Source organism: Burkholderia sp. WSM2230 (assembly GCF_000472445.1).
Classification (GTDB): Bacteria; Pseudomonadota; Gammaproteobacteria; order Burkholderiales; family Burkholderiaceae; genus Paraburkholderia.
In genome coordinates this window covers 315,804-339,857 of sequence record NZ_AXAJ01000006.1, presented here as the reverse complement: position 1 = coordinate 339,857, position 24,054 = coordinate 315,804, and the positions used below count along the sequence as shown (strand labels likewise).

Annotated in this window: 20 protein-coding genes, 2 tRNA genes and 1 pseudogene; 11 read left to right on the top strand and 12 right to left on the bottom strand. The window is 61.4% G+C overall.

The features are described from left to right. The 3 genes and pseudogenes from A3AC_RS0115130 to A3AC_RS0115115 all read left to right on the top strand — a co-directional run. A partial coding sequence (locus A3AC_RS0115130) for an electron transfer flavoprotein-ubiquinone oxidoreductase (RefSeq protein WP_025599819.1) occupies positions 1-720 on the top strand: 720 nt, incomplete at its 5' end. Positions 721-735: 15 nt separating this feature from the next. Then, positions 736-1,188 (top strand): annotated as a pseudogene (locus A3AC_RS29240) (acetyl-CoA C-acyltransferase); the annotation flags it as partial. 40 nt (positions 1,189-1,228) lie between these two features. Then, entirely contained in the window at positions 1,229-2,083 is an 855-nt protein-coding gene (locus A3AC_RS0115115; RefSeq protein ID WP_025599817.1) for a 3-hydroxybutyryl-CoA dehydrogenase, read from the top strand. Positions 2,084-2,692: 609 nt separating this feature from the next. Here A3AC_RS0115115 and A3AC_RS31025 read toward each other — a convergent pair. Next, complete coding sequence (locus A3AC_RS31025) at positions 2,693-3,073, bottom strand: hypothetical protein (protein WP_232231947.1); 381 nt, start codon at positions 3,071-3,073, stop codon at positions 2,693-2,695. Here A3AC_RS31025 and A3AC_RS31020 point away from each other — a divergent pair. Beyond that, positions 3,015-3,299 (top strand): helix-turn-helix transcriptional regulator, encoded by a 285-nt coding sequence (locus tag A3AC_RS31020; protein WP_232231943.1) that lies wholly within the window; start codon positions 3,015-3,017, stop codon positions 3,297-3,299. The two genes, A3AC_RS31025 and A3AC_RS31020, sit on opposite strands and share 59 nt — an antisense overlap. Here the strand turns inward: A3AC_RS31020 and A3AC_RS0115110 are convergent. The 4 genes from A3AC_RS0115110 to A3AC_RS30415 all read right to left on the bottom strand — a co-directional run bounded on the left by A3AC_RS0115110 (position 3,262) and on the right by A3AC_RS30415 (position 8,247). Then, on the bottom strand, positions 3,262-4,776 hold the full coding sequence (locus tag A3AC_RS0115110) for a hypothetical protein (RefSeq protein WP_025599816.1): 1,515 nt from the start codon (positions 4,774-4,776) through the stop codon (positions 3,262-3,264). The genes A3AC_RS31020 and A3AC_RS0115110 overlap by 38 nt on opposite strands. Before the next feature lie 16 nt (positions 4,777-4,792). Continuing rightward, on the bottom strand, positions 4,793-6,136 hold the full coding sequence (locus A3AC_RS0115105; RefSeq protein ID WP_025599815.1) for a DUF6765 family protein: 1,344 nt from the start codon (positions 6,134-6,136) through the stop codon (positions 4,793-4,795). Positions 6,137-6,200: 64 nt separating this feature from the next. After that, on the bottom strand, positions 6,201-7,847 hold the full coding sequence (locus tag A3AC_RS0115100; protein WP_025599814.1) for an LVIVD repeat-containing protein: 1,647 nt from the start codon (positions 7,845-7,847) through the stop codon (positions 6,201-6,203). Positions 7,848-7,932: 85 nt separating this feature from the next. Further along, positions 7,933-8,247, bottom strand: coding sequence for a hypothetical protein (locus A3AC_RS30415; protein ID WP_156924618.1), 315 nt, complete (start codon positions 8,245-8,247; stop codon positions 7,933-7,935). A 373-nt stretch (positions 8,248-8,620) separates the two neighbouring features. Between A3AC_RS30415 and A3AC_RS29235 the strand changes: the two genes are divergently transcribed. Beyond that, positions 8,621-9,022 (top strand): helix-turn-helix domain-containing protein, encoded by a 402-nt coding sequence (locus A3AC_RS29235; protein WP_025599812.1) that lies wholly within the window; start codon positions 8,621-8,623, stop codon positions 9,020-9,022. Positions 9,023-9,298: 276 nt separating this feature from the next. Here the strand turns inward: A3AC_RS29235 and A3AC_RS30005 are convergent, their stop codons facing one another. The 3 genes from A3AC_RS30005 to A3AC_RS0115080 form a co-directional block, all read right to left on the bottom strand. Further along, positions 9,299-9,568, bottom strand: coding sequence for an HU family DNA-binding protein (locus tag A3AC_RS30005; RefSeq protein ID WP_084515466.1), 270 nt, complete (start codon positions 9,566-9,568; stop codon positions 9,299-9,301). An 89-nt stretch (positions 9,569-9,657) separates the two neighbouring features. Beyond that, positions 9,658-10,359, bottom strand: coding sequence for a carboxymuconolactone decarboxylase family protein (locus A3AC_RS0115085; RefSeq protein WP_025599810.1), 702 nt, complete (start codon positions 10,357-10,359; stop codon positions 9,658-9,660). A 134-nt stretch (positions 10,360-10,493) separates the two neighbouring features. Next, positions 10,494-10,904 (bottom strand): (R)-mandelonitrile lyase, encoded by a 411-nt coding sequence (locus A3AC_RS0115080; RefSeq protein ID WP_025599809.1) that lies wholly within the window; start codon positions 10,902-10,904, stop codon positions 10,494-10,496. Positions 10,905-11,018: 114 nt separating this feature from the next. Between A3AC_RS0115080 and A3AC_RS0115075 the strand changes: the two genes are divergently transcribed. Continuing rightward, positions 11,019-11,924, top strand: coding sequence for a LysR family transcriptional regulator (locus A3AC_RS0115075; protein ID WP_025599808.1), 906 nt, complete (start codon positions 11,019-11,021; stop codon positions 11,922-11,924). Between the two features lie 1,145 nt (positions 11,925-13,069). Here A3AC_RS0115075 and A3AC_RS0115065 read toward each other — a convergent pair. After that, a tRNA-Leu gene (locus A3AC_RS0115065) sits at positions 13,070-13,156 on the bottom strand. 153 nt (positions 13,157-13,309) lie between these two features. Beyond that, positions 13,310-13,396: transfer RNA gene (locus tag A3AC_RS0115060), tRNA-Leu, on the bottom strand. Between the two features lie 316 nt (positions 13,397-13,712). Between A3AC_RS0115060 and rnr the strand changes: the two genes are divergently transcribed. The 3 genes from rnr (at position 13,713) to rpiA (ending at position 17,940) form a co-directional block, all read left to right on the top strand. Beyond that, complete coding sequence (gene rnr, locus A3AC_RS0115055; protein WP_035475162.1) at positions 13,713-16,220, top strand: ribonuclease R; 2,508 nt, start codon at positions 13,713-13,715, stop codon at positions 16,218-16,220. A 205-nt stretch (positions 16,221-16,425) separates the two neighbouring features. After that, entirely contained in the window at positions 16,426-17,169 is a 744-nt protein-coding gene (gene rlmB, locus A3AC_RS0115050; protein ID WP_025599805.1) for a 23S rRNA (guanosine(2251)-2'-O)-methyltransferase RlmB, read from the top strand. A 75-nt stretch (positions 17,170-17,244) separates the two neighbouring features. Beyond that, positions 17,245-17,940 (top strand): ribose-5-phosphate isomerase RpiA, encoded by a 696-nt coding sequence (gene rpiA, locus A3AC_RS0115045; RefSeq protein WP_025599803.1) that lies wholly within the window; start codon positions 17,245-17,247, stop codon positions 17,938-17,940. Positions 17,941-18,030: 90 nt separating this feature from the next. Here the strand turns inward: rpiA and A3AC_RS0115040 are convergent, their stop codons facing one another. Further along, entirely contained in the window at positions 18,031-19,350 is a 1,320-nt protein-coding gene (locus tag A3AC_RS0115040; protein WP_025599802.1) for a glycosyltransferase family 4 protein, read from the bottom strand. A 169-nt stretch (positions 19,351-19,519) separates the two neighbouring features. Here A3AC_RS0115040 and A3AC_RS0115035 point away from each other — a divergent pair, with 169 nt between their 5' ends. Then, a complete protein-coding gene (locus A3AC_RS0115035) occupies positions 19,520-20,737 on the top strand; it encodes a glycosyltransferase family 4 protein (protein ID WP_025599800.1) in 1,218 nt (405 codons plus the stop codon). A 298-nt stretch (positions 20,738-21,035) separates the two neighbouring features. Further along, positions 21,036-21,458 (top strand): helix-turn-helix domain-containing protein, encoded by a 423-nt coding sequence (locus A3AC_RS0115025; protein ID WP_025599797.1) that lies wholly within the window; start codon positions 21,036-21,038, stop codon positions 21,456-21,458. A 165-nt stretch (positions 21,459-21,623) separates the two neighbouring features. On the opposite strand, the gene A3AC_RS0115020 is transcribed toward A3AC_RS0115025, so the two are convergent. After that, complete coding sequence (locus A3AC_RS0115020) at positions 21,624-24,035, bottom strand: polysaccharide biosynthesis tyrosine autokinase (RefSeq protein WP_025599796.1); 2,412 nt, start codon at positions 24,033-24,035, stop codon at positions 21,624-21,626. Positions 24,036-24,054 lie beyond the last annotated feature (19 nt).

Below are 24,054 nucleotides of genomic sequence, written 5' to 3'. Positions count from 1 at the left end.
CTGATGTCGCTGCCGAAGCTGGTGTTCCCCGGCGGCGCGCTGGTCGGCGACGACGCGGGTTTCCTGAACGCATCGCGCATCAAGGGCTCGCATGCGGCGATCAAGACCGGCATGCTCGCCGCCGAAGCCGCTTTCGACGCCGTGCAGGCGGGCCGCACGAGCGATGAACTCACGGCCTATCCGGACAGCTTCAAGACTTCCTGGCTGCATACCGAGCTATACAAGGCCCGCAATTTCAAGCAGTGGATGAGCAAGGGCCTGTACCTNGGCACGCTGATGGTCGGCATCGAACAGAAGCTGCTGGGCGGCAACGTGCCGTGGACGCTGCATCACCAGCATTGGGATCACGAGATGCTGAAGCCTGCCTCTCAGTGCAAGCCGATCGTGTATCCAAAGCCGGATGGCAAGCTCACGTTCGACCGGTTGTCTTCGGTGTTCATCTCGAACACGAATCACGAAGAGAACCAGCCCGCGCATCTGACGCTGAAAGATCCGACGGTGCCGGTGAACGTGAACTGGCAGACCTATGCCGGTCCGGAGTCGCGTTACTGCCCGGCGGCGGTGTACGAGTTCGTGAAGAACGACGACGGCAGCGAGCGCCTCGTGATCAACGCGCAGAACTGCGTGCACTGCAAGACCTGCGACATCAAGGACCCGACCCAGAACATCGTGTGGGTCACGCCTGAAGGTGGTGGCGGGCCGAATTATCCGAACATGTGAAGCAGTGATCAGCACGTCTTTGTAAAGAATAACGGAACGGCAACGGCAGGCAACGTCTGCGATAAACGATGCAGCCGCCTAAGCGGCGCAGCATCCAACCGATGGCGCGGCTTGTTGGCTATGGCCATGCGGCCATCAATCCGCAGTACATGGGGATCGGTCCTGTGCCGGCGACTCGACTCGCGCTCCAGCGTGCCGGTCTTTCCGTCGCGGATTTCGATCTGATCGAGGCCAACGAAGCGTCTGCGGCTCAGGCGTGTGCGGTCACGCAGGAGCTCGGACTGGACCCGGCCAAGGTGGATCCCAATGGCTCAGTATCTCGCTAGGCCATCAGACTGGATCGACCATGCTTTGATCACCGTCAAGGCGCTTCACGAATTGCAAGGTGTCGGCTGACGGTATGCGCTTGTGACGATGTGCATAGGCGGCGGGCAGGACAATGCCGCCATCTTCGAGAAACTTCACTAAACACAGAATGTTGCGCCTCATGCGCAGGGGAAAGTCATCAATGACAATTCAAACAGTGGGTGTGGTCGGTGCAGGAACGATGGGCAATGGTATTGCCCAGGTCGCTGCAGTTGCGGGCTTCAACGTTGTGTTGATCGACGTTGCCGATTCGGCTCTTGAGAAAGGGCTGTCGACGTTGACGGGGAGTCTCGAGCGTCTTGTCGACAAAGGAAAGCTGGATGCCGTAGCCCGTGACGCGGCGCTTGCGCGCATCGAGACATCGACGGATTACCGCCGTCTTGAAGCGGTCGACATTGTGATCGAAGCCGCGACAGAAAACGTCGATCTGAAGGTTCGCGTTTTGAAGCAGATCGAGGCTGTCGCGCGTCCGAATGCGATCATCGCGTCGAATACATCGTCGATTTCCATTACGGCGCTTGCCGCAGCACTCGCAGACCCGTCCCGTTTCATCGGCATGCACTTTTTCAATCCGGTGCCGCTGCTGCCGCTCGTCGAAATAATACGGGGCCTGCAAACGAGCGCGGCCACTGCGGAAGCGGTGCGGGAACTCACTGTTCGACTTGACAAGTCGCCGATCGGCGTCGCGAATTCCCCCGGTTTCGTCGTCAACCGCATTCTCGTGCCAATGATCAACGAGGCGTTCTTCGTTCTCGCGGAAGGTGTCGCGTCGGCCGACGAAATCGACGCGGGGATGAAGCTCGGCGCAAACCACCCGATCGGACCGTTGGCGCTGGCGGACCTCGTCGGCCTGGACGTGTGCCTGGCAGTGATGGACGTGTTCCTGAAGGAATTCGGTGATCCGAAGTACCGCGCGTGCCCGTTGTTGCGCGAGCTGGTGTCGGCCGGGCGGGTGGGGCGCAAGACAGGGCGCGGAGTGTACGACTATAGCAAATAAGCAGCCGCGGACAAGTGGAACGGCACGCCCGCTCGTGCGGCCGAGCCCCTCCGAAGATCGACACGGCCGAGCGTCGCGCGTCGACACGCCCCGTCGTAGGGACACAGCGATGGTCATGGTGCGTCTATCCACATGAGACCCCGCGATTTGTAGGCTTGGTACGTTCATTGGCTCTCGCTACTGGTGAACGAGTCTTGTCGACCGGTAGGAGACAACGATCTTTCTACAAAGCGGCCATTAACCTTGGACGCCGTCGGCGCAACCGGATCAACCGTGCGAGCGCGCGCCGATCAGGTCGTCACCGGCACGCCGAATGGTACGTTGCACGTGCCGCCCGGCTACGTGGCAAATGACCTCCTAAGAAATCAATTGACGTCGATTCCTCTCAATTCTGCTGGTAGAGTTATTGTCGAGATTAAGACAGGTGCAGGTGACTTGACTCCGAACCAGGCAACGGTCGCCTCGCAACATTGCGGTAGAAAGCGTTCTTGCAATGCGAATTGAGGGTAGGGGGAGGGAGACGACGCGCCTCCGAACGCCGCTGGCATTTGTCGCACCAGGATTTTCTTTTTCTGGCAGATGGTCGATGCCGGTTGAATGGGCCAACATTCATTTCGATTCGTCGTGGCTGGCCCGATCAGGTCTGGAAACGGCCAGGCAACCCGGCACTCCAGCACTCCAGCACTCCAACGTGACCTGAATGACGATCTGCTCATCCAGATTATCCGGGCGATGCATGAAGATGCCGTCGCCGGCAGGCCGCTGGGCCCGATGTATGCCGAAGCAATGGGAGCCGCGGCTCTGCGCCGAATGGCGTACCTGCAATCGCGCTTGCGGCCGAGAGAGTACACACACGCGCCTGCGATGCAAAAGGCCGCCGAATACATCCAGGACAATTTCCGGGACGAATTGGCGCTGGTGAGCGTTGCCAATGCAGTGGACTTTCCTGGCGATCTCTATTCGTTCATCCGAAGCTTCAAGAAGGCTCACGGTGACACCGCATCAGTACATCATCGAGAGCCGCTTGCAGGCAGCACGCAACCTGATCGCCAGCGGGCAATGCGACGTCACGAAAGCTGCGCTTGTCTGTGGCTTTGCGACAGTCAGCCATTTCTCGGCCACGTTTCGCAAGCGATGGGGCATTTCGCCGTCGGAACTCAAGCCGTCCCTCATCCCCGCTATGCAAGAGGGAGGGAGAGTATCCACAGACCGCTGATCGTCAGGGCAATCGTCAGTACAAGCAGCGGCAACTCGTTGACGGCCGTGGTTCCGGCGCGATTGCGGCGTCTCATCGAGATCGCATGGGTGATATGCACGCTCAGAACGTGCCCAACGAGAATCAGGATGACCTGGGCGTGCCAGATGTAAGCCGCATTGATCAGCGATTGCGCAACTGAGTCCTGGTTGGGTGAGATGGAAAACAGTTTCCAGCCGAGCCCCAGCGGATCGGCCGCGAGCGCGACGATCTTCCGACCCTGATCCAGGAAGAGCGTGAAGTAGTGGCAGACGTTATAGAACAGCGCGATGGGCAATAGCGCGAAGTAGAATTGCCGTGCGACGTCTTTGCCATTGAATGACGATCGGGAAGCGATCGCTTGGAGCGCGCAGAAACCTCGGAACAGGCCGTAGTACCCCACGCCTATCGCGGCAAATGTCAGCCATTGCCACGTCAGGATTATCTCGCCAGACATTGCATAGTTCTTTGCGAGTGACGGGAATAGATGGACGAGGTGCGGGTACACGCCACGCCAAAAAAACGCGTTCCAGGTCGCGGTGTCGCGCAAACCGTCGTAAGCAGTGGAGGCGAGCATGAACGAAAGGAAGGCGACGACGCTGATGTGCGAAGGCTTTTCCTGTGCGATGTCGGCGACGGGATTGCTTAGCCGGATCGTGACCTTGTTGCCTGACGAGGCAGACCACTTGAGCGGCGAAAGTTTGGCGCACAGCCCGCACAGCATGCCGAATGTGTCGAACTGGCGCAGCCACCGCTCCCGTCCAACACAGTACGCACCAGCGAGCGCATAGGCAACGTATCCACTCAGGAACAGGCCGACATCTCCTGGCCTGCCAGCCCCAAACAACTCCAGGGCAATGAGCACGATATAGACGAGCAAGGCGGGGTACCACGCGAGGCGTTGAGGGTAGGGATACCGTCCAGTTTCAAGAGTAGGGAAGTAACGCGCGGCGACTCGCAACAGTAGGGCGAACGGATTGGTGAATGCATAGATGTCACCGAACATCGCGCTGATATAGACCGATCCCAGATAGAACCAGATCCAGAAGCCCGGCATGCTGAGGTTGAGGAACGGGTTTTGGGTTCCAGCGAGGCCCGAGACGATCAGCAGAACAACAAAGATCGTACTCGCGCGCTGTCCGGCACGCAGCAGTGCAGCGGGTATGCGCAGGCCTTCGTGGCGCCGGTTCGCTCGGGACCCCGTGTCAGGCAGCCTCTTGCCGGATGTAAAGGCCAGGACCATGAAGGAGATGATCAACGTGCCTGTGGCGGCGTACGCATACAGCCAGAGCGGGACCGGAAGGTAGTACGGAGCGCCCCAGGCATGCGCTTCTGCGAACGCCGGTATGCACGCCACGATCGGCGCTGACCAGACGGCCAGTCGATGCGCTCTCCGCGATGCGTAGGTTGTGAGGCCGCCTTCCGTGTACGCAGCGCCACATGCAGTGTTATCTGTCATGTCAATGCCTCCCCGCTCAATCGTCCGCAGAAGAGACCAGGCCAGCGATCTTCCAGTCATCAGACGCGGTTCGCTTCTCGGCAATCACGCCGATGGTGTCATAGGGCGCGTCGAGCAGCTTGATGAGCGCGACGGCGCGTTTGCTGCCGGTGCTCGAACCGGGCAATGGGAAAACGATGAACGGCAGAATCGGCGATGGCTTATCACCCTCCACGATGAGGGGGAGCACAGCGGCGTTCAGAGACTTGTAGACCTCGAATGCAGTGCGATTGCGCAGCGGCGAGGATGAAAGCCGGGGCTGCTGTGGCGGGTTCTCAAGGGCGAGATAGGTTCCGTGGTCTCGCAGTCTCCAGCCGGTGAGCTGGTCAACCAGCGCCTGGTCGGGCCTGGATGCGTGCTCAACTGAAAGCGCAGGGAGCCAGCGCTTGTCCACCGGCGATGTGGTGACCCAGTCCGTAAAGAAGCGCGTGTAGAAATCAACAACATCGGTTTCCACGCCGGACTGCGTTGTCGGAGGCGTGGGCGTTGGAATGTCGCGCCGGCCCTTCCAGCGGATGGCTTTCCATGCAGGCCCGTCCGGCAGGCTCGTGCCATCGAGAAATGACGTGTCGGCAATGCCGTTTGCGACGAACCAGTCAGACTTGGCGCGCTTTGTTCGTGCGCCGATAAAGTCGGGAAGCCCTTGCCGTACCTGTTCCCAGCCGGCTGCTTGCCTCGGCGATCCGTTGATCTTTGGGTAGCGCAGCATCTGCGTGTAGGTGGACTTTGCCATGTCTTCCACATCGGCAGGCCAGCGCCAGGTGAGATCGGCGGCATGGCTCTGCGGTGTGCCGCGATCGAGCGGCGCGGCCATTGCCAACCGCGCGTCGCAGTCGATCCCGTAGCGGCTCCAGTCCGGAACGGAGGGTGTGCCCTGGTGAGCCCAGGAATCCTGCAGCGAATGCAGCGAGCGTCCGAACTCGCCGAGCATGAACGCAGCCTTGCCGCCATCAGCGCGGTGCAGTGCCGTGTCGACCAACGACAGGGCTGGCGTTCCGCCCGGCACGACGGGCCGGCTTCGAGCGCCACCCGGAACCTTATGCTCGCTCGGATAGTGGCGCATTTGAGCATCCGTGGCATCCGGTGCAAAGCGCGATAGACACGCAAACTGCAGCGGGGATGTCATGTATTCGATCGATCCCGCATCCAGGCGCTGATTGGCGACGGCAATGGCCTCGGCTTCACCGGGTGCGAATCCGGCCTTCTTCGCCAGCCACAGGGTGAGTCCGAAGTGCACATCGGATTCAAACGCGGCACACGTCAGCGGTGTGGCGAGCGTGGTCAGGAGTACCAGTATCGGGAGGGTAAATCTTTGCTGCATGTTGGTGCTCGTGTTGACCTTGTTGGCCCCCGGGCCGGAGCACGAGGGGGCTTGATTCCTAAATTCAATTGCCGATCCCGATCGCTTTCGTGCTTTCAGGGAACGGCCAGGAGCCGTTCTCGAATGACAGGACGAGGAGACCGTTGTCCTGACACGCGGTGGTCAGCAAATGCCGATCGAAGTCGAAGTCGAGACGGGAAGCGCACCAGTCCGGGCCGCCCGCGTGATATTGGCCAAACATGAGATGCCCAGAGCCAGCGCCGGGGGATTTCGCTGAGGCAGGGTTGTAGTACGCAATTTCCTTGGGCTTGGACGGGTCACGAATGTCAAAGACGCGTACACCGGAATTGAAGTAACTGCACGCGAGCGCGGTTGCGTTCTCCCGGTTGTCCACGCTGCAGTAGTGGGAGCCATAGGTGAACGCGGCGAGGCCGAGGATGTCGGGAATGACCTTGTGGCAGTTCTGTACCGCGTGCGTTTCCAATCGAAGCTCCGAGACCAGTTGTGGTGCCGCCTCATTGGATATGTCGTAGATATGCCCGAGCGGGAAGGGCGTCATGCCGGCATTGCAGGCGGCTGTTACGCCTGCGGCGGTGGGGTCCTGGATTCCCCCAGATCCGCCCTCATCGACTTCGATCAGATAGGGTTTGCCCCGCACGGAGAACGAGATCGTATGTTGCGCCACGCTGCCGTCCCGAACGGGGACCGTCGCGATGCGGTGCATCTGAGCATTGGGGCGCCGACTCTGCACTTCACCGGTGTCAACAACAAAGAACCCGTTGTCTCCGCTCGCATTCGGGTCGTTCAGTGGCGGAGGTGCCGTGCCGCCGATTGCGCCAATGTTGCCGGACGAGACGAAGTAGGCGCGGGTCCCGTCCTGGCTTACGGACAACCCATGAGGAAGGCTTTTGAGTCCAAGGTCCGACATGGTGATCGAGGAGACCAGCTTCGGTCGCGTTGGCACCGTCAGATCGACCGCATAGTACGACTTGCTATTTACACTGCCGATGTAGTACGTGAAGCCATCCGGGGAAAATCCGCCTTCATGGCCCAGCGGCTTGTTGGCCGGGATGATGCCTCCGTCAGTCCCTGTGCCAATCGGAACGCTCGCCAGCAACTGGGGCTGGGTGCAGTCCGACGCAACGTCGTACAGATCGATTTCCGGGCCACCGCCAGCGCCGAGCCCGTTATCTGCAGCGAGTATCCCTCGCGAAGTATTCACACGCAGCGACTCCCACGGGTCGATCATTGCGGTGGACGTCAATGAACTGATCCGGGTGGGCCGTGCTGGGTCGGTGATATCGATGACCGGCACCCCCGGGTTCACGCGCGGCGGTGCGGCTGGATTCGTGAATGCTGGCGATGCCCCCATCGTTGCGTGATAGAAGCAGGTCTGCCCCTTCCTGTCCGTGTAGGTAGCGGCGGACCACGAAGCACCTTCCCCTTGTACCTGACTCACGAGCTTCAGATTGCAACTGAAGCCGCCAAAGCCCGATTGGCGAAGCGCGGCTGGCACTTGACCTTGTAGCGCAGTCTCTGGTGTGTCGCCGGCAGCGCAGCCTGGTGCCCGGGGAACGACGTAGTCCGCGATGGACACGCTGGGTGCAGGTGTGGGCGCGGCGGCCACGGTGTCGTCAGACCCTCCGCCGCAGCCGGCAAGTGTGAGTGCGCTGAGCGATATCGCGATCGCCCACGCTTGATTACGTCGCATGAATGTCTCCCAGGAGTCCTTGCTCCAATTAGTTGTCACTGCAAAAGCGTGCGTTGCTTGTCTAGTGCCGCACGCGCTGTCCTCGCTATCGCGGATAGATCTCGAGCGTTGCGACACCGTTCTCTTTCGACTGGACGCTGATATGTGCTGGCACACCTTCACGAATCGCGAAGACAGGCCGCTCCCAAGGTGCCTTGTCTCGATTTACATGGACGGTGAAATGCTGCAGCTCGGGGAGCATTGACGAAGCCGACGAGAGATGCAGCACGGCACAGTAGGTGAGCAGCAGTGCCGTTATGGTGGCAATCAGCGCGACATATCGGCGCTGTTGCCGTGGCTCCTTCTGTGGGTTTGTGCTTCGTTCCATAATCGATCGCGCCGCTTCGTGTGGCTCTGTCATTCAACCTGCCAGTCGGCTCGAAGGATGGTAGTGCGCGGTACGGAACAAAGATATTTGGTTATTGCGGACTATCGAGGAATTGCATACTGATTAACCCCAAGTCGATGCGCGATCACATACGAAGGCAGAAGCGAGTCGGCTGTTTTAGGGGAAACCGTAGTGATTGGCCCATCGCTAAAGCCGGTCCAGTATGAGTTCAGTCAGTTTCGCTATCCGGAATCGCCGGACCCAACGCAGCTTCGTGGACATGGGGTTGGCCTGTCTTAGGACACCGTTGTGTCGAGGCCGAGTGGGCGCTGTTCGACGCGTAGTAAGTCCGGTCGCAACCGGGTCAAGGCACGGCCGGCGCTTCGGCATATCACGCGGCTTCTGCATGGCGGGCGAGACACGCTTCGCCGCGATGCTCGATCTGAAGGACTACCCTGAAGACACCGAGCCGGGGATGCTTAACGGCCTGCTGTATGGCGACTTCGAGTACATCGGGACCCAGAGCTTCACGCGCCTGGAGGCCGGGCTGTCGCAGAAGCAGCTCGGGATCGAGGCGGGCTTGGATCCGTTCGTCGCAAGTACCCGCATTAACCGGTATGAACCTGGTGTTCACAAGGTGGATTACACGTTCGCGATTCGTCTCGCGACAGTGCTCCGAGTCCCCGTGGCGTTCCTCTATGCGGAAGACGCCGAGCTTGCGAGCTTGATTTTGGCTTTAGGCAGGCTTTCGAAGCGGAAAAGAGCGGATCTACTGTTGCATGCACGAAGCCTTGAGGCAGGATCGTAACCGCGCTACTTATTCGAGCGCCGGCGTAGACCGTGGCTTTAATGATTGGGGGCTGTGCCGGAAGGGTACATCTTGGCTACGGTCCCGGGCGGCGGTGCGGGTGCCTCATTTCGAACAAAGCCACCTGCAATTCGCTTTGGATGCGTTTAACCGCCAGTACGTCGCGTTCCGCGATGGACATCCGGGGAGTAGCCAGCAACGCACGTAGAAGCAGATCGGAGTCAACACCATACCGCGGCAAGTGCCGTCAGTCTCTTAATGGTTTTGGCTGGCGAGCTACTTCCCGCCCCCATTGACCGAGTCCTTGAAAGCCTTGCCAGCCGCGAACTTCACCGTCTTCGCGGCAGGAATCTCGATAGGTTCACCTGTGGCCGGATTACGGCCAGTTCGCGCCGCACGTACGCCCTGACTGAACGAACCGAAGCCAACGAGTTGTACGGTATCGCCTTGGGCGACCGCTTTCGAAATGGCTCCGATCACTGCATCTATCGCTTCCCCTGCGGTTGCCTTACTCGAGCCAGTAGCCGATGCTACCGCATCAATCAGTTCCTGCTATTCATGCGTTTGGCCAACGAACTCTCGCCGCGGTTCGAGACATGCAGTTCCTGAACCGGCCGACGATCCGGCGTGGACGCTTATGTCGCTCGCTTCGCGAAAACATCCTTGAACACGGGCATCGCCGAAAAAACGTTCGGCCAGCCCGCGTAAAAAGCGAGTTGCGTCAGCACTTCGGACGCTTCGTCCTTCGTCAGGCCGTTGTCCATCGCGCGGCCAAGGTGATAGGGAATCTGCGCGACCTGACCGTTGGCAACCAGGGCGCTCACCGTGACCAGGCTTCTGTCGCGGGGCGCAAGTCCCGGACGCAGCCATAGATCGCGGAAGAGTACGTCAGTCGTGTATTGAACAACGCCGGGAGCGACCGAGCCGAAGTTCTCCTGGACCGCCTGCTCACGTTGTCGCTCTGCGGCTTCGTTGAGCGGCAGCAGGTCGACATCGGCCTCAGGGACCTGATCGATACCAATGCCACGTTCATCGAAAATGCGCCTGGCGACGACAGCAGTTGCGGTCGCATTTGCCCAGCCGGAATAGAAGGCGAGATGCGTGATCATTTCCGAAATCTCGGCAGGCTTCACACCGCTATCGAGTGCCAACCGCAAATACAACGGCATCTCGATGGTCTGGTTGCGGGCGACGAGCACCGACAGGGTCACGATGCTCCGGTCCCGCGGCGACAGTTGCGGCCTCTTCCAGAGGCCATCGAGCACGGCCTGGTTCGTATAACGCGCGAAAGCCGGAGAAACGGAAGTAATGTCATGTTGTGACAGCGGATTTTGCATGTTTCCGGTCCTTACCATTGAAGTACAGGCAGCGAAGCAATGCGCCACCGCTGTCGCCGCAACGACACGCGCCAAGAGCCACATTCCGGGTTTGCGGTGCATGAAAGAGCATGCTCGCGGCCTCGTGAATCGCACTATGCCTGCTCGCCGCTGCCGAAGTACTGCTCGTCCGTGACCTTCTCTAGCCATTCGACGTTCTTGCCGTTGAGCGCTTCCTGAATGGCGATATGCGTCATCGCGGTCGTCGAGGTGGCACCATGCCAGTGCTTGTGGCCAGGCGGGCACCAGATCACATCACCAGCGCGTATTTCGACGCGCGGCTCGCCTTCGCACTGGGTCCAGCCGCAGCCGGCCGTAACGATCAAGGTTTGGCCGAGCGGGTGGGTATGCCAGTTAGTCCGCGCGCCGGGCTCAAATGTCACGCTCGCACATGAAACGCGTGCCGGCGGAGGCGGAGCGTTCAGCGGGTCGAGCCGCACGGTGCCTGTAAACCATTCTTCAGGGCCTTTCTTCGAGGGCTGGGAGCCCGCACGTTTAAGTTCCATAACTATTCCTCGTCGGTGTCGTCCGGGCGATATGCCAATGCCGGTAATCTAACTCCTGGCAATTCATGCGACTAGATGGCAATATCGGCATGCCCTTATGCTGTGGAGCATTAATTGAAAGAGGATTTCAACGATCTGGTCGGCTTCATGAACGTCGCGCGTGAGCGCAACTTCACGCGGGCGGCGGCGCAACTCGGAGTCTCGCAGTCGGCGTTGAGCCGGACGGTGGCCGGCCTTGAAAAGCGGATGGGCCTTCAGTTGCTGACGCGCACTACCCGCAGTGTTTCCTTGACGGAGGCAGGTGAACGGCTACTGGCGGCGATTGCACCCCGTTTCCAGGAAATCGAAGCGGAGGTCGATTCTTTGCGCGCGATGACAAGTCGCCCGGGCGGAACCGTCCGGATTACGACCACCGACTACGCGGCAAACTCGTACGTTTGGCCGCGTCTGCAACCGTTGCTGCGCCAGTATCCAGACCTCAAGATCGAATTGATCAATGACTACGGGTTGGCCGACATCGTCGCGGATCGGTACGACATCGGCGTGCGGCTAGGCGACCAAGTCGCCAAAGACATGATCGCCGTGCGAATCGCGCCTGACATGACGATGGCAATCGTTGGCTCTCCTCGCTACCTGCAATCTGCGGCACCGGCGAAGACGCCGCAGGATCTGACGCTGCACAATTGCATCAATTTGAGGCTGCCAACCCGAGATTCGCTGCTCCCGTGGGAGTTGCGGAAGGGGCGGCGAGAACTGCAGGTGCGGGTTGAAGGGCAGCTCATCTTCAACAATGCCTACCAGATGGTGGACGCGGCGCTTGGCGGGTTCGGGCTTGCGTACGTGCCCAAAGACCTGGTTGAAGTGCATGTCCGAGCGGGGCGTTTGCGTTGGGTGCTGGAAGACTGGTTTCCCACGTTCGTCGGACATCACGTCTACTACCCTAGTCGACGCAAATCATCGCGGGCGGTCGAGCTCGTAGTGGATGCGTTGAAGAGCGCTTACAAGGGGCGGGCGCAGTGACCGGCAAAGCGGCGGCCTCAGCGCAGATTTTCACGACGCCCGGCCATACGCGCGATCATGAAGGCATGGGAAACTGTCGGCGTCGTCGCCGAAGCGCAGCAAATAAGCATCTTGGGGTTGAATTACCTGGTCCCCAGTATCAAACGCAGCCCGCACCTGATGCGGGTCTTTTAGCACAAGGCTGGGTCCCGCATCCGTTGCTTTGCTGCCGCGGAAGTTTCGGCGGTTATGGGCTTTCCCAGCGAAGTGCGCAGTGAATGCTGCATCGGTCCGGCTACCGAGTTGCTGTCCCAGGTCGGCCATGAAGGGACATTCGACTCTTCGACCAGAATCGTTGACATTCGAACCAGCGGCGTTGCTCAGGCTCCGCCGGGCGAGTTAGGCCGCATACGATTTTGATGGCAGCCGATTGATGTGTTCGAACTCTGTCTGTCAGTAATGGAAATTGATCTCAACTTCGGTCGTATCGCGGCGTACCCAAAGAACGGATGATGGGTAGCGGAGCTTGGAGTCCTGGCAAATAAGCGCAGGACCTTGCGATGGGACGGTGGACGCCCCAGTTTTACAAACCAGATCCCGAATCCCCTTTAAGTCTCGGTCTTGGAGTGTTTGCGTCGTCAAGCGTATCAAAACGGGCCCATTGACAGGTTGCAATGGACGCCCTTGGTCGTCTGTACCGGTAACTGTCAGCGCCTCAAATTTCCAGCCGCAGCGGCCTGGTAAAACATCATCAAACGGCACACGTGTAGTGAATGAGTTTCCGTTCCGATCAATCTTGATAGGACTTTTGACATAGAACTGACTGCGCACACCTTCCAGCCAATTGATGCTTACACTGCAATCTGGATTACGCGCTTGCCACAAAACCGAGAGATGTATTTTAATGAGCGGGTCGGTCGTGCCGTGCAAAGTGAAATAGCTCGAAGCCTGAGAGTTGGGCTGCGGAAAATCTATGTTCCCTTGCAAAACTTCAATTCCGACTTCGATTCGACGCGTCTGGGCATGGAAAGGCCCCCCCGAATCAGGTATACGCAAAAAAAGTCGACGCCAGCGGACGTAACGGGACTGCAGAAAACAAAAAACCCCGTAAGACCTTGATCTTACGGGGTTTCTCGGACTTCTTCGGCTTACGCCGGAACTACTGATGGTGCCCAGGAGAGGACTCGAACCTCCACGGTGTTGCCACCGCTAGGACCTGAACCTAGTGCGTCTACCAATTCCGCCACCTGGGCACGTCTTGAAGCTAGACCGCTATTTTAGCGAGATGATGCAGCGTGTCAATCCCCACCGCAACAACCGCCTTGAAACAGAAACTTACTGCACAACCACCGCGCTGCATAAAAACTGAAGCCGCCCATACAATCTGGCGGCTTCAGTCTTGAATCTGGTGCCCAAGAGAGGACTCGAACCTCCACAGTGTTGCCACCGCTAGGACCTGAACCTAGTGCGTCTACCAATTTCGCCACCTGGGCAGGTGATGAACAGCAAAGACCGCCATTATAGCGACCGAATGGAGGCTGTCAAGCGTTTCTCAAAAGTTTCTCAAAACTTGCTTGAACAGGCCGCCAGCCAGGCTGCGCGGGCTTCCCGGCGACGGTTGACGGTCCGCGTAGCGCGCAAGACGGGTGTTAGAATGCCTCGCAGTAGTTCGTTGGCACGGTGCACAAGCCCGTCGGACTCAGCCTTGAACGAGCCGGACCCAAGCAGGTCTTTTCAGTGCAGCAGCAAGTGCCCTTCAGGCGCCATGCAAACGCTTCTTAAGCCGAGCCAGATCGCCGACCGACGTCCATGCAACGAGAAAAAATCATCGACAAGCCCTTGAGCAAATTTCCGTATCCGATTCCGAGCCGCGAGGAAATCCTCGGCGTCCTGCGTACGAGCGAAACGCCGCTCGCCGCCAACGAGATCGCCGAAGCCCTGTCGATCAAGCGCCAGGAGCGCGAAGGATTTTTCAAGCGCCTGGGCGCGATGGAGCGCGACGGCCAGATCCGGCTCGACCAGCGCAACCTCTATCAGCTGACTCATCCGTCGAATTTCGTCGCCGGCCGCGTTCAGGGTCATCGCGACGGTTACGGTTTCCTGATTCGCGACGACGGTCAGGACGATCTGTTCCTGCCCACCGCCGAAATGCAGAAAGTCATGCACAACGACCGCGTGCTCGCGCGCATCGTCGGCTATGACCGGCGCGGGCGGCCGGAAGGGCACATCGTCGAGGTCACGGACCGCGCCAACAAGCGCGTAATTGGGCGGCTGCTGAGCGAGAACGGCGCGCTCATCGTCGCGCCCGAAGACAAGCGCATCGGCCACGACATTCTGATCACGCAGAACACCAAGAAGGCCAAGGTCGGCCAGGTGGTGGTGGTCGAGCTGACCGATTTTCCCAGCCGTCATTCGCAACCGCTTGGCCGGGTGGTGGAAGTGCTGGGCGATATCGACGACCCCGGCATGGAAATCGAAATCGCGGTGCGCAAGTACGGCGTGCCGCACGAATTCAGTCAGAGCGCGCTCGACGAGGCCGCCCGGCTGCCCGACGAGGTCCGTCCCGCTGACGTGCGTCACCGCATCGACCTGCGCGACGTGCCGCTCGTCACGATCGACGGCGAAGACGCGCGCGATTTCGACGACGCCGTGTACTGCGAGCCGGTCAAGGTGGGCCGCGGCGAGGGCTTCCGTCTGATCGTCGCGATCGCGGACGTCTCGCATTATGTGCATCCAAAAAGCGGGCTCGACACCGACGCGATCGAGCGCAGCACTTCCGTCTATTTCCCGCGCCGCGTGATTCCGATGCTGCCGGAGAAGCTCTCGAACGGTTTGTGCTCGCTGAACCCGAACGTCGACCGTTGCGTGCTCGTGTGCGACATGATCGTCACGGCGCGTGGCGAAGTGAAGGCGTATCAGTTCTATCCCGGCGTGATGCATTCCGCCGCGCGTCTCACGTACACCGAAGTCGCCGCGGTGCTGAAAAACACCAAGGGTCCGGAAGCCGCGCGCCGTGCTGCGCTACTGCCGCAACTGCAGAACCTGTACGGCGTTTACAAGGCACTGTTCGCCGCGCGTCAGAAACGCGGCGCGATCGACTTCGACACCACGGAGACGTACATCGTCTGCAACGCGCAGGGTAAGATCGAACAGATCGTGCCGCGCACGCGCAACGACGCACACAAGCTGATTGAAGAATGCATGCTGGCCGCGAACGTGTGCGCCGCCGACTTCCTCAAGCGCAACAAGCATCCGGGCCTGTTCCGCGTGCATGCCGGTCCGACCGCTGAAAAGCTCGAAAATCTGCGCACGTTCCTGCGCGGCATGGGCCTCACGCTCGGCGGCAACGAGAAGCCGCACGCGAGCGACTACGCCGCGCTGATGGCGCAGATCCGCGACCGGCCCGACGCGCAGATGCTGCAAACCATGCTGCTGCGCTCGATGCAGCAGGCAGTCTATAGCCCGGACAACATTGGGCATTTCGGTCTTGCCTATGAGGCGTACGCGCACTTCACGAGCCCGATTCGCCGTTATCCCGATCTGCTCACGCACCGCGCGATCTACGCGATCCTGCAGGGCCGCAAGTATCAGCCGGAGCCACCGCAAGGCATCCAGTTGAATACGGCGCTGTCGCCGCGCGCCCGCGCGATGCAGCAGGCCGACGAGGAAAAAAGCGGCCGCGCGCGTGCGAACAACGTCGCGATCTGGGAAGAGCTCGGGCTGCATTGCTCAGCCAATGAGCGCCGCGCCGACGAAGCCTCGCGCGACGTGGAAGCATGGCTCAAGTGCTACTTCATGCGCGACAAGCTCGGCGAAGAATATGGCGGCATGGTGAACGGCGTCACGTCGTTTGGTATTTTCGTGCAGCTTGATTCGCTCTTTATCGAAGGCCTCGTGCACGTTACCGAACTCGGCTCCGACTACTTCCAGTATGACGAGGTCAAGAACGAGCTGCGCGGCGAGCGCACCGGCATCCGCTACCGTTTGTCGGACCGCGTGCGTGTGCAGGTGAGCCGCGTCGATCTGGACGCGCGCAAGATCGACTTCCGCCTCGTGCGCGATACGCCGATCAAACCGCATCCGGCTCGCGGCGTGGCGGCGAGCGACAAGTCATCCGCGGAAAACGGCGGCGCGCGCGTGCGCGCGTTGCCACCGGCTGAAGGCGGCAGCGCCGCGCCCGGCGCACGCCGCAAGAAGGCGGCGCCCGCGCAAAGCGCGGCCGTCAAGGAAGCACGCGCCACGCGCGGCGCCGCGAAGAAACACGGCGGCGCGGCGACCAAGGCCGCTTCGAAGCAGACCGCTCGCAAGAAGCACTGACCGCGCTTCGACGCCTGAACCGCGCGCAAGCGGCCACGCAGCGACGTGCCGGTTGCGCGCGGTGTTCGTTTGGGTCGCGCCGGGTGCCGTCTGACAGCGGCCTCACGCCGCCCAGGCTCGTACGTCGAATCGGGCGCGGACACGCACAGTATTCATCACAGCAGCGCGGCATTCTCGCCGCGCTCAATCAAAGGTTGTATCAGTCATGGCACGTCACAAGGTTCTATACGGTTTTCATGCAGTCACCGCGCGCATTCGGCACGATGCGTCGACCGTCGAAGATGTCTATTACGACGCAACGCGCAAGGACCGCCGCATGACGGAGTTTCTGCACACGGCGAAAGAAGCAGGCGTGCGTCTGATCGCCGCCGACGAAACGCGTCTGTGGGGGCTCGCACGCACCGAGCGTCACCAGGGCGTGGTGGCTCGCGCGGGCGACTTGCCGCTTGCCCAGAATCTCGCGGAACTGCTCGATGGGATCAGCGGCTCGCCGCTGATCCTCGTGCTCGACGGCGTGACCGATCCGCACAATCTGGGCGCGTGCCTGCGTGTCGCGGATGCCGCGGGCGCTCACGCGGTGATCGCGCCGCGCGATCGCGCGGTCGGCCTGAACGCGACCGCCGCGAAGGTCGCAAGCGGCGCGGCCGACACCGTGCCGTACATCACCGTGACAAACTTGGCGCGTGCGCTGCGCGAACTGAAGGACGCGGGCGTGTGGATCGTCGGCACGGCCGGCGAGGCCACCAGGAGCCTCTACGAGACCGAGCTCGACGGCCCCGTGGCCATCGTGATGGGCGCCGAAGGCGAGGGCATGCGCCGCCTCACGCGCGATACCTGCGACGTCGTCATGCAGATTCCGATGGCGGGCACGGTGGAAAGCCTGAACGTTTCCGTGGCGTCCGGCGTGTGTCTGTTCGAAGCGGTGCGGCAGCGGTCGGTGAAGAAGTAAGTCCGGGCGGTTTCCCGGGGGTTTGCGCTTCTTACTCCGGTAAACTAGCGTTTTTTACTGCTCGCCAGCATTCCCATGACTCAAGACGAACTCAAGCAACTGGTCGGCCAGGCCGCCGCCGACTATGTCCACGCCAACGTGCCCGAAGGCTCGGTGATCGGCGTCGGCACAGGCTCCACCGCGAACTGTTTCATCGACGCGCTGGCCGCCAGCAAGGCGCGCTATCGCGGCGCGGTGTCGAGTTCGCTCGCCACCACCGCGCGCCTTCAATCGCACGGCTTCAAGGTGCTCGACCTGAACGAGATCGATTCGCTGCCCGTGTATGTGGACGGCGCGGACGAGATCGACCACAGCGGCGCGATGATCAAAGGCGGCGGCGGTGCGCTCACGCGCGAGAAAATCGTCGCGTCCGTGTCGGACGTGTTCGTCTGTATCGCGGATGCCAGCAAGCTCGTGGACACGCTCGGCAACTTCCCGCTGCCGATCGAAGTCGTGCCGATGGCGCGTACCGCAATCGGCCGCCGCGTGACTGCGCTCGGTGGTGTGCCGGTGGTGCGCGTCACGAAAGAAGGCACGCCGTTCATTACGGATAACGGCAACGAAATCATCGACGTCAAAGGTCTGCGCATTAGCGATCCGCGCACGCTCGAAACACATATCAACGCGTGGCCGGGCGTCGTGACCGTGGGACTCTTCGCAGGCCGCGGCGCGAACCTGTGCCTCCTCGGCACGGACACCGGCGTGCAGACCATCGAGTTCCGCAAGGACTGAGCAATCACGCGCGAGCCTGCATCACGCGGGCTCGTGTGCTCTTTTCTGTTCGCATCCCGTTCGCCTTCTGCCAGCGCGGCGAATCGTATTTCAGAGGCTCGTGCGCGTATCGGGCTCGCCATCGCGCGGCTGCATTGTCGTGCTGAGCGCATCCATCATCCGTTGCAAATACTGGTCAACCGAGAAGTCCGCTTGCGCGTCATGCAGCGCCTGTTGCGCAAGGCGCTGCGCGAGCGCGGGGTCGTTGCGCAATACACCGATTGCGTCGGCGAGCGCGGCAGCGTCGCCGGGCTCGACGAGCCAGCCGTTGCGCGCATGGCGCACGATCTCCGTTACGCCGCCCGCAGCCGCGGCGATCACCGGCCGGCCTGCCGCCATCCCCTCGACGATCACGCGCCCAAAAGGCTCTGGTTCCGTCGACGTGTGCAGAATCACATTCATCGCTTTCATCCACGCGGGTATCTCGTCCTGAAAGCCCGCAAAATGCACGCGTTCTGCAATGCCGAGCGCGCTTGCCTGGTCGCGCAGGCGCTGCGCATAGGCATCCTCGCCGAATAGCGGCGCGCCCACCAGGACGAGGTGCGCGTCGGGCAGACGCGTCAACGCATCGAGTGCAACGTGCTGACCTTTCCATGGCGCGAGGCGGCCGAAGAGACCGGCGAGCCACGCGTGCTCGGGCAAGCCGAGACTCTGCCTGAGCGCGCCCATGTCGGTGCCGTCCACGCTATTGAACGCGCTCGCGTCGATGCCGTTATAGACGACCGGCACCGCATCCGCCGCAAGACCCGTCAGCGCCGCCAGCGATCTCGCCGACGCGCGTGAATTGACGATCACCTGATCGACTGCGAGGCGCACCGCCCATTTGATGACGTTCAGCTGCACACGTCCGAAGTGCTCGCGCGTGAGAATGTCGTGCTGATACCAGACCACGGGCTTGCGATGCAGCAGCTTGCCAAGCGCGCCCAGCACGAGCGCCTTTTGCGTATTGACGAACAGTACGTCAAACGCTCGCGCACGCGCCGCGATTGCGCGAACCTGTCTGACGATGCCGGGCAGCACGCGCAAGCAGTTCATAGCCGAAGCTTGCCGCGCGATGCCCGACACGCTTGCGTCATTGACTACCTGCACGCGCGCGCCCAGTGCCTCGAGACGCAGGCGAAACGGACCATCGGCCAGCAACACGACTTCCATGTGCGATGGGTAACGTTCCGCCAATTGCAGCAGCGCGAATTCGGCTCCCCCGAGCTGGCCGCTTTGATCGACGAACAGCACGCGCGGCAATGCGGCCGCATGCGTGGCAGCGGATGCGCCTATGTTTGCGCCAAGCGGCGCGGCCGGTGGATCGATACACACCGATGGTACGAGCGGCAAGGAGTGAGCGAGTGGCGAGGCGTCGAGCGAGGGGCGCATAGGAAGGCGAATTAATTGGTTCTTTGCATTCGCAAGAGGCGAATGCGCAATGATTCAATTATTCGCGCCCTGTCGCGCGTCGAATGTGGGCACGCGCACGCACAGCAAACGATGCGCCACATACACTCGTTGCTAAGCCCAGGAGGCGTTTACCAAGGACAGGGAGATCATGAAAGTTGCGATCGTGCACGACTGGCTGGTCGCACCTGGCGGCGCAGAGAAGGTACTCGAGCAGCTGATCACATGCTTTCCCGACGCAGATCTTTTCAGCCTCGTCGATTTTCTCGAAGACCGCCGGCCATTGCACGGCAAGCCCGTCACTACCTCCTTCATTCAACACATGCCCCTCGCGCGGCGCCGCTATCGTGCCTACCTGCCGTTGATGCCGCTCGCCGTCGAACAGTTCGATCTGGCCGGCTACGATCTGATCATCACCAGTTCGTATGCGGTTGCCAAGGGCGTGCTGGTCGGTCCGGATCAAACTCATGTGAGCTATGTGCATTCGCCGATGCGCTACGCGTGGGACCTGCAGCATCAATATCTGCGCGAAGCGGGATTGACGCGCGGGCCACGGTCCTGGCTCGTGCGCGTGCTGCTGCATTATCTGCGCGGCTGGGATTCGCATTCGGCGAACAGCGTCGACCGCCTGATCGCCAACTCGCAATTTGTCGCGCGGCGCATGATGAAGACATACCGGCGCGAAGCCGCCGTGATTCCACCACCGGTCGACGTGCACGAGTTCGAACTCTGCACGCACAAGGACGACTTCTATCTGACCGCGTCGCGAATGGTGCCGTATAAGCGCATCGATCTGATTGTGGAGACCTTTAGCGCGACGCCGCACCGCAAGCTCATCGTGATCGGCGACGGACCGGAGATGGCCGCGATCCGCGCGAAGGCCGGGCCGAACGTGACGATACTCGGCTATCAGCCAGCTGGCGTTCTCAAGGACTATCTGCAGCGCGCACGAGCTTTCGTCTTCGCCGCGGAAGAAGACTTCGGCATCGTCGCGCTCGAAGCGCAGGCCTGCGGTACGCCGGTAATAGCGTTCGGCAAGGGCGGGGCGCTCGAAACGGTGGTGCCGGTCGGCGAAGCGCATCCCACCGGAGTTTATTTCGGACGACAAACTGTCGTGTCGATGCTCGATGCGATCGACCGGTTCGAGCGCCAGCATGAGCAGATCACGCCGGCCGCGTGCCGTGCAAACGCCGAGCGGTTTTCGACGACCGTATTTCGCCGTGCGTTCATGGCCGAGGTCACGCGCACGGTCGCCGCAGTCGGTGCGCGCGGCGAGTCGGCCGCGACCGCGCGGATCGACACCGATCTCGCGACCGAACCAGTCAGATGGCCGACCGAGCCGGCATCGCAGAGCAGTTGGGGACGATGAGCCGAAGCTTGTGGCTGCTTCGCGGCTCGGCGGTCCAATCGTGTTTCAGCAGGGCAGCACCATCAACAAGCCGTTCGGGCAATGCCACCCGATCGGCCGCCGGGGGGAGGCGCCAGCGTGGATCATGCGCCGCCTCGATATACGGTATTCGACGCAGGCGGCAAACCGTAACCAGGACAGTAACGATAAACGGTCGCGGATCGTCGCGGCGATTCATTAAAACAGGCAGTCGTTGATCCGTTCGTCATGCAATGGCGCACAGGAAACATGACCTTTGGACGAGGAAGAATCTACACTCATGAACGCCGATCGCTTTCCGGGATCGATTCCCGACATCGCTCAAAGCTGGGCCGCGCTACAGGCCCGGTTGCCCATTACGCCAATCCGCAACGAGCAGGACTACCAGACGATGCTTGAGGTCGCCAGCGCCCTTGCCAATCATCTGGACGGCAAAGAGGACGATCCGCTTGCTGATCTTCACGCGATCGTGTCTGACCTGATTCGCAGCTGGAAAGCGCAGAATGTGACGCTTCCGAAGGCCGAGCCGCGCGAAGTCCTGCGGCATCTGCTCGAAACGCACGGACTCAAGCAAAAGGACCTGATGGGCATTGCATCACCGACAGTGGTGAGCGATATCCTCGCGGGACGCCGTTCGATCAGCAAGAAGGTCGCAAAGGCGCTGGCCCAGCGTTTCCAGACCGACGTCAGCGCGTTTCTGTAAAACCGCACGCTCTTTTCTCGCGGCGCCGGCGGCTTTCTTGCCGCCGGCGCCGCATTCGTTGCATCTTCAACGCTATTTGAATCGCCGGGATTCCCGCGCCAATGAAAAAGGGGCTGCGCCCGCCTGCTGCGCAACCCCACGATCGACTACCGCTTGCAACCGACGTTAGCCTCGCTTGGGCGTGTCGTCTGGTTTGGCAGTCGTGTACGCGTACGCATAAGCGTAGTCGTACGTACCATTTTTGTTGTGGCTCTTCAGAGGCACCGCGTTCATGACGCCGCCCACCACGCGTGCACGGGCGCGGCGCAGCTTCTTCAGCGCTTCGGCAAGATGGCCTTCGGTGTGTGCGCCCGCTCGCATCACCAGCACGGTCGAGCCCGCGAGATTTGCGACGACCGCGGCGTCCGCGACCGCGAGCAGCGGCGGCGTATCGACAATGATCAGATCGAACTGCTGCTCGAAGCGCGCGAGGATTTCACTGAAGCGCGACGACGTGAGGATCTCCGAGGGGTTCGGTGGATATGTGCCCGCCGCGATGAAGTGCAGGCCCGCCACGCCCGTCGCGCGAGCCGCCGTTTCCAGATCGACCTGGCCCGTCAGCAGTTCCGTGAGGCCGCCTTCAGGTGAGCGGCCGAGATATTGCGCGAGCCGCCCGCGCCGCAAATCCGCGTCGATCAGCAGCACCCGCTTGCCGGACTCGGCAATCAGCGCCGCGAGGTTCGCGCTCAGAAAGCTCTTGCCGTCCGATGGAGCAGGACTCGTCATCGCGACGATGCGGTTCGGCGCATCGATCAGGCCGAATTGCAACGTGGCGCGCAAGCCGCGCAGACCCTCTACCGTCGTATCGTACGGATGGGTCTTTACGAGCAGCGGACGCACCGGCGCCTTGTCCGAGGCAATCACGGTCTGCGTGCCGACCGGTTCGCTTTCTGCATGCTTCGCGCTTGCGCCGGCTTGCGCACGGGAAGGCAGCAGCCGCGCGATGCCGGCCGACGGCGCAGCCGCGTCTTCCACCTGGGTCGGCCGCGAGCGGGGCGCGCGCAGCGCAGCGCTGCGCGTGGCGCTCAACTGGCGGTCGCTGCGCGCCTGCTCCGGACTGAAGGTGATCGCACCGAAAATCGGCAACTGGAAGCGTCGTTCGACGAACTCGGGATCGGCCACGCCGGTAAAGAATCTGCGTCTGCAGAACGCGAACAGAATGCCTGCAATCACGCCGAGCAGCGTGCCCGCCGAAATGATCAGCGCTGACTTCGGCCGCACCGGCCTTGAAGGCAGCAGCGCTTCGTCGATGATGTGCACGTTGCCGATCGTGCCGGCCCGCGAAATAGACAGTTCCTGAATCTTGTTCAGCAACGCGACGTAGATTTCCTCGGCGACTTTCGCGTCGCGTTGCAAGGCGAGCGCGTTGCGCTCCGAACTGGGCAGCGTCGTGAAGTGATCTTCGAAACGGGCCTTCTCGCGCGCCATTGCGCCGAGTTGCGAATCGACTTGCTGCACTTCAGGGCTTTCCTCGGTGAAACGCCGCAGCAGTTGCGCACGCTGAATGCGCAGCGCCGCGATCTGCTTTTCATAATCGAGGCCGCCCGCGAGGTACACGCCCGCTTCCTGAGTCGGCTGGAACGAGCCGACTTTCGATTGATACTCGGACAACGCGGTTTCCGTCTTCTTCACTTCGGAGCGCAAGCGGGGTACCTCGCTATTGAGGAAGTCCAGCATGTGGCTCGCTTCTTCCTGCGCGCGTTCGGTGCGCTGCTTCAGGTACGACGTGGCCACCGCGTTGGTGATCGCGGTGATCGCGTGCGCGTCTGTGCCCGAATACGACAACTGCACGACGCCGGTATCCCGGCCTTTTTCGGCGACCTGCAACGAGGTGGAGAGCGCCGACACGGCATCCAGTTGATTGAAACGCGTGATATGGAATTCCGTGCCGGGACGCGCCACCAGTTTCTTCACGATCAATGTCACGTCATGGCCTTTCGCTTCTGCGCCGGCCATACCGGTGAGCAGGGTGGCGCCGAGCGCGTCGCTCAGTACGTAGCGGCCGTTATCGAGCGCGCGCAGCGTCAGTTGCGCGCCTTCCAGCGGCTTCGGCACGCTGATCGAGCCGACCTCGAACTGCTCGCCGCCCCACGCGTATTCGTTCAGGCCGAACGGTGCGCCAAACGGATGACCCGGGCGCGCGAACATTGCCGAGATCTTGCCGAGCACCGGCACCGTGTTCGCCGACGCGCTGAAATTCAGCTTGAATTGCTCGACGACGGGCTCCACCACCGCGCGGCTCTTGATGATTTCGATCTCGGCCTCGGTGCGCATGGGACCGATGCTCGGCATCAACGAGACTAGTTTCTGGCCTTGCGCGCTGTTGCCGTTGCTCTGCGCGTCGACCTGCAGCAGCGCGTCGGCGGAATAGACCGGGGTGGCGATTTTCGTGTACACCACTGCCGCGAGAATCACGCTGCCGGCAATAGCGATCACCCACCAGATCTGCTCCGTCACCATGCGCAGGAGGTCGCGCATGACCGCATCCTCGTCGCCGTCCGGTGCGGGACCATGGTCCAGCATGTCATACGTACTCATGTCGATACTCCGTTGCGGG

Bases quoted from the DNA above. Each gene is read 5' to 3' on its own strand.
- A3AC_RS0115020 (WP_025599796.1), bottom strand. From the start codon at position 24,035: ATGAGTACGTATGACATGCTGGACCATGGTCCCGCACCGGACGGCGAC.
- A3AC_RS0115025 (WP_025599797.1), top strand. From the start codon at position 21,036: ATGAACGCCGATCGCTTTCCGGGATCGATTCCCGACATCGCTCAAAGC.
- rnr (WP_035475162.1), top strand. From the start codon at position 13,713: ATGCAACGAGAAAAAATCATCGACAAGCCCTTGAGCAAATTTCCGTAT.
- A3AC_RS0115100 (WP_025599814.1), bottom strand. From the start codon at position 7,847: ATGCGACGTAATCAAGCGTGGGCGATCGCGATATCGCTCAGCGCACTC.
- rlmB (WP_025599805.1), top strand. From the start codon at position 16,426: ATGGCACGTCACAAGGTTCTATACGGTTTTCATGCAGTCACCGCGCGC.
- A3AC_RS31020 (WP_232231943.1), top strand. From the start codon at position 3,015: ATGCAGTGGACTTTCCTGGCGATCTCTATTCGTTCATCCGAAGCTTCA.
- A3AC_RS0115105 (WP_025599815.1), bottom strand. From the start codon at position 6,136: ATGCAGCAAAGATTTACCCTCCCGATACTGGTACTCCTGACCACGCTC.
- A3AC_RS0115080 (WP_025599809.1), bottom strand. From the start codon at position 10,904: ATGGAACTTAAACGTGCGGGCTCCCAGCCCTCGAAGAAAGGCCCTGAA.
- A3AC_RS0115085 (WP_025599810.1), bottom strand. From the start codon at position 10,359: ATGCAAAATCCGCTGTCACAACATGACATTACTTCCGTTTCTCCGGCT.
- A3AC_RS29235 (WP_025599812.1), top strand. From the start codon at position 8,621: ATGGCGGGCGAGACACGCTTCGCCGCGATGCTCGATCTGAAGGACTAC.
- rpiA (WP_025599803.1), top strand. From the start codon at position 17,245: ATGACTCAAGACGAACTCAAGCAACTGGTCGGCCAGGCCGCCGCCGAC.
- A3AC_RS0115110 (WP_025599816.1), bottom strand. From the start codon at position 4,776: ATGACAGATAACACTGCATGTGGCGCTGCGTACACGGAAGGCGGCCTC.
- A3AC_RS0115115 (WP_025599817.1), top strand. From the start codon at position 1,229: ATGACAATTCAAACAGTGGGTGTGGTCGGTGCAGGAACGATGGGCAAT.
- A3AC_RS30415 (WP_156924618.1), bottom strand. From the start codon at position 8,247: ATGACAGAGCCACACGAAGCGGCGCGATCGATTATGGAACGAAGCACA.
- A3AC_RS0115035 (WP_025599800.1), top strand. From the start codon at position 19,520: ATGAAAGTTGCGATCGTGCACGACTGGCTGGTCGCACCTGGCGGCGCA.
- A3AC_RS0115040 (WP_025599802.1), bottom strand. From the start codon at position 19,350: ATGCGCCCCTCGCTCGACGCCTCGCCACTCGCTCACTCCTTGCCGCTC.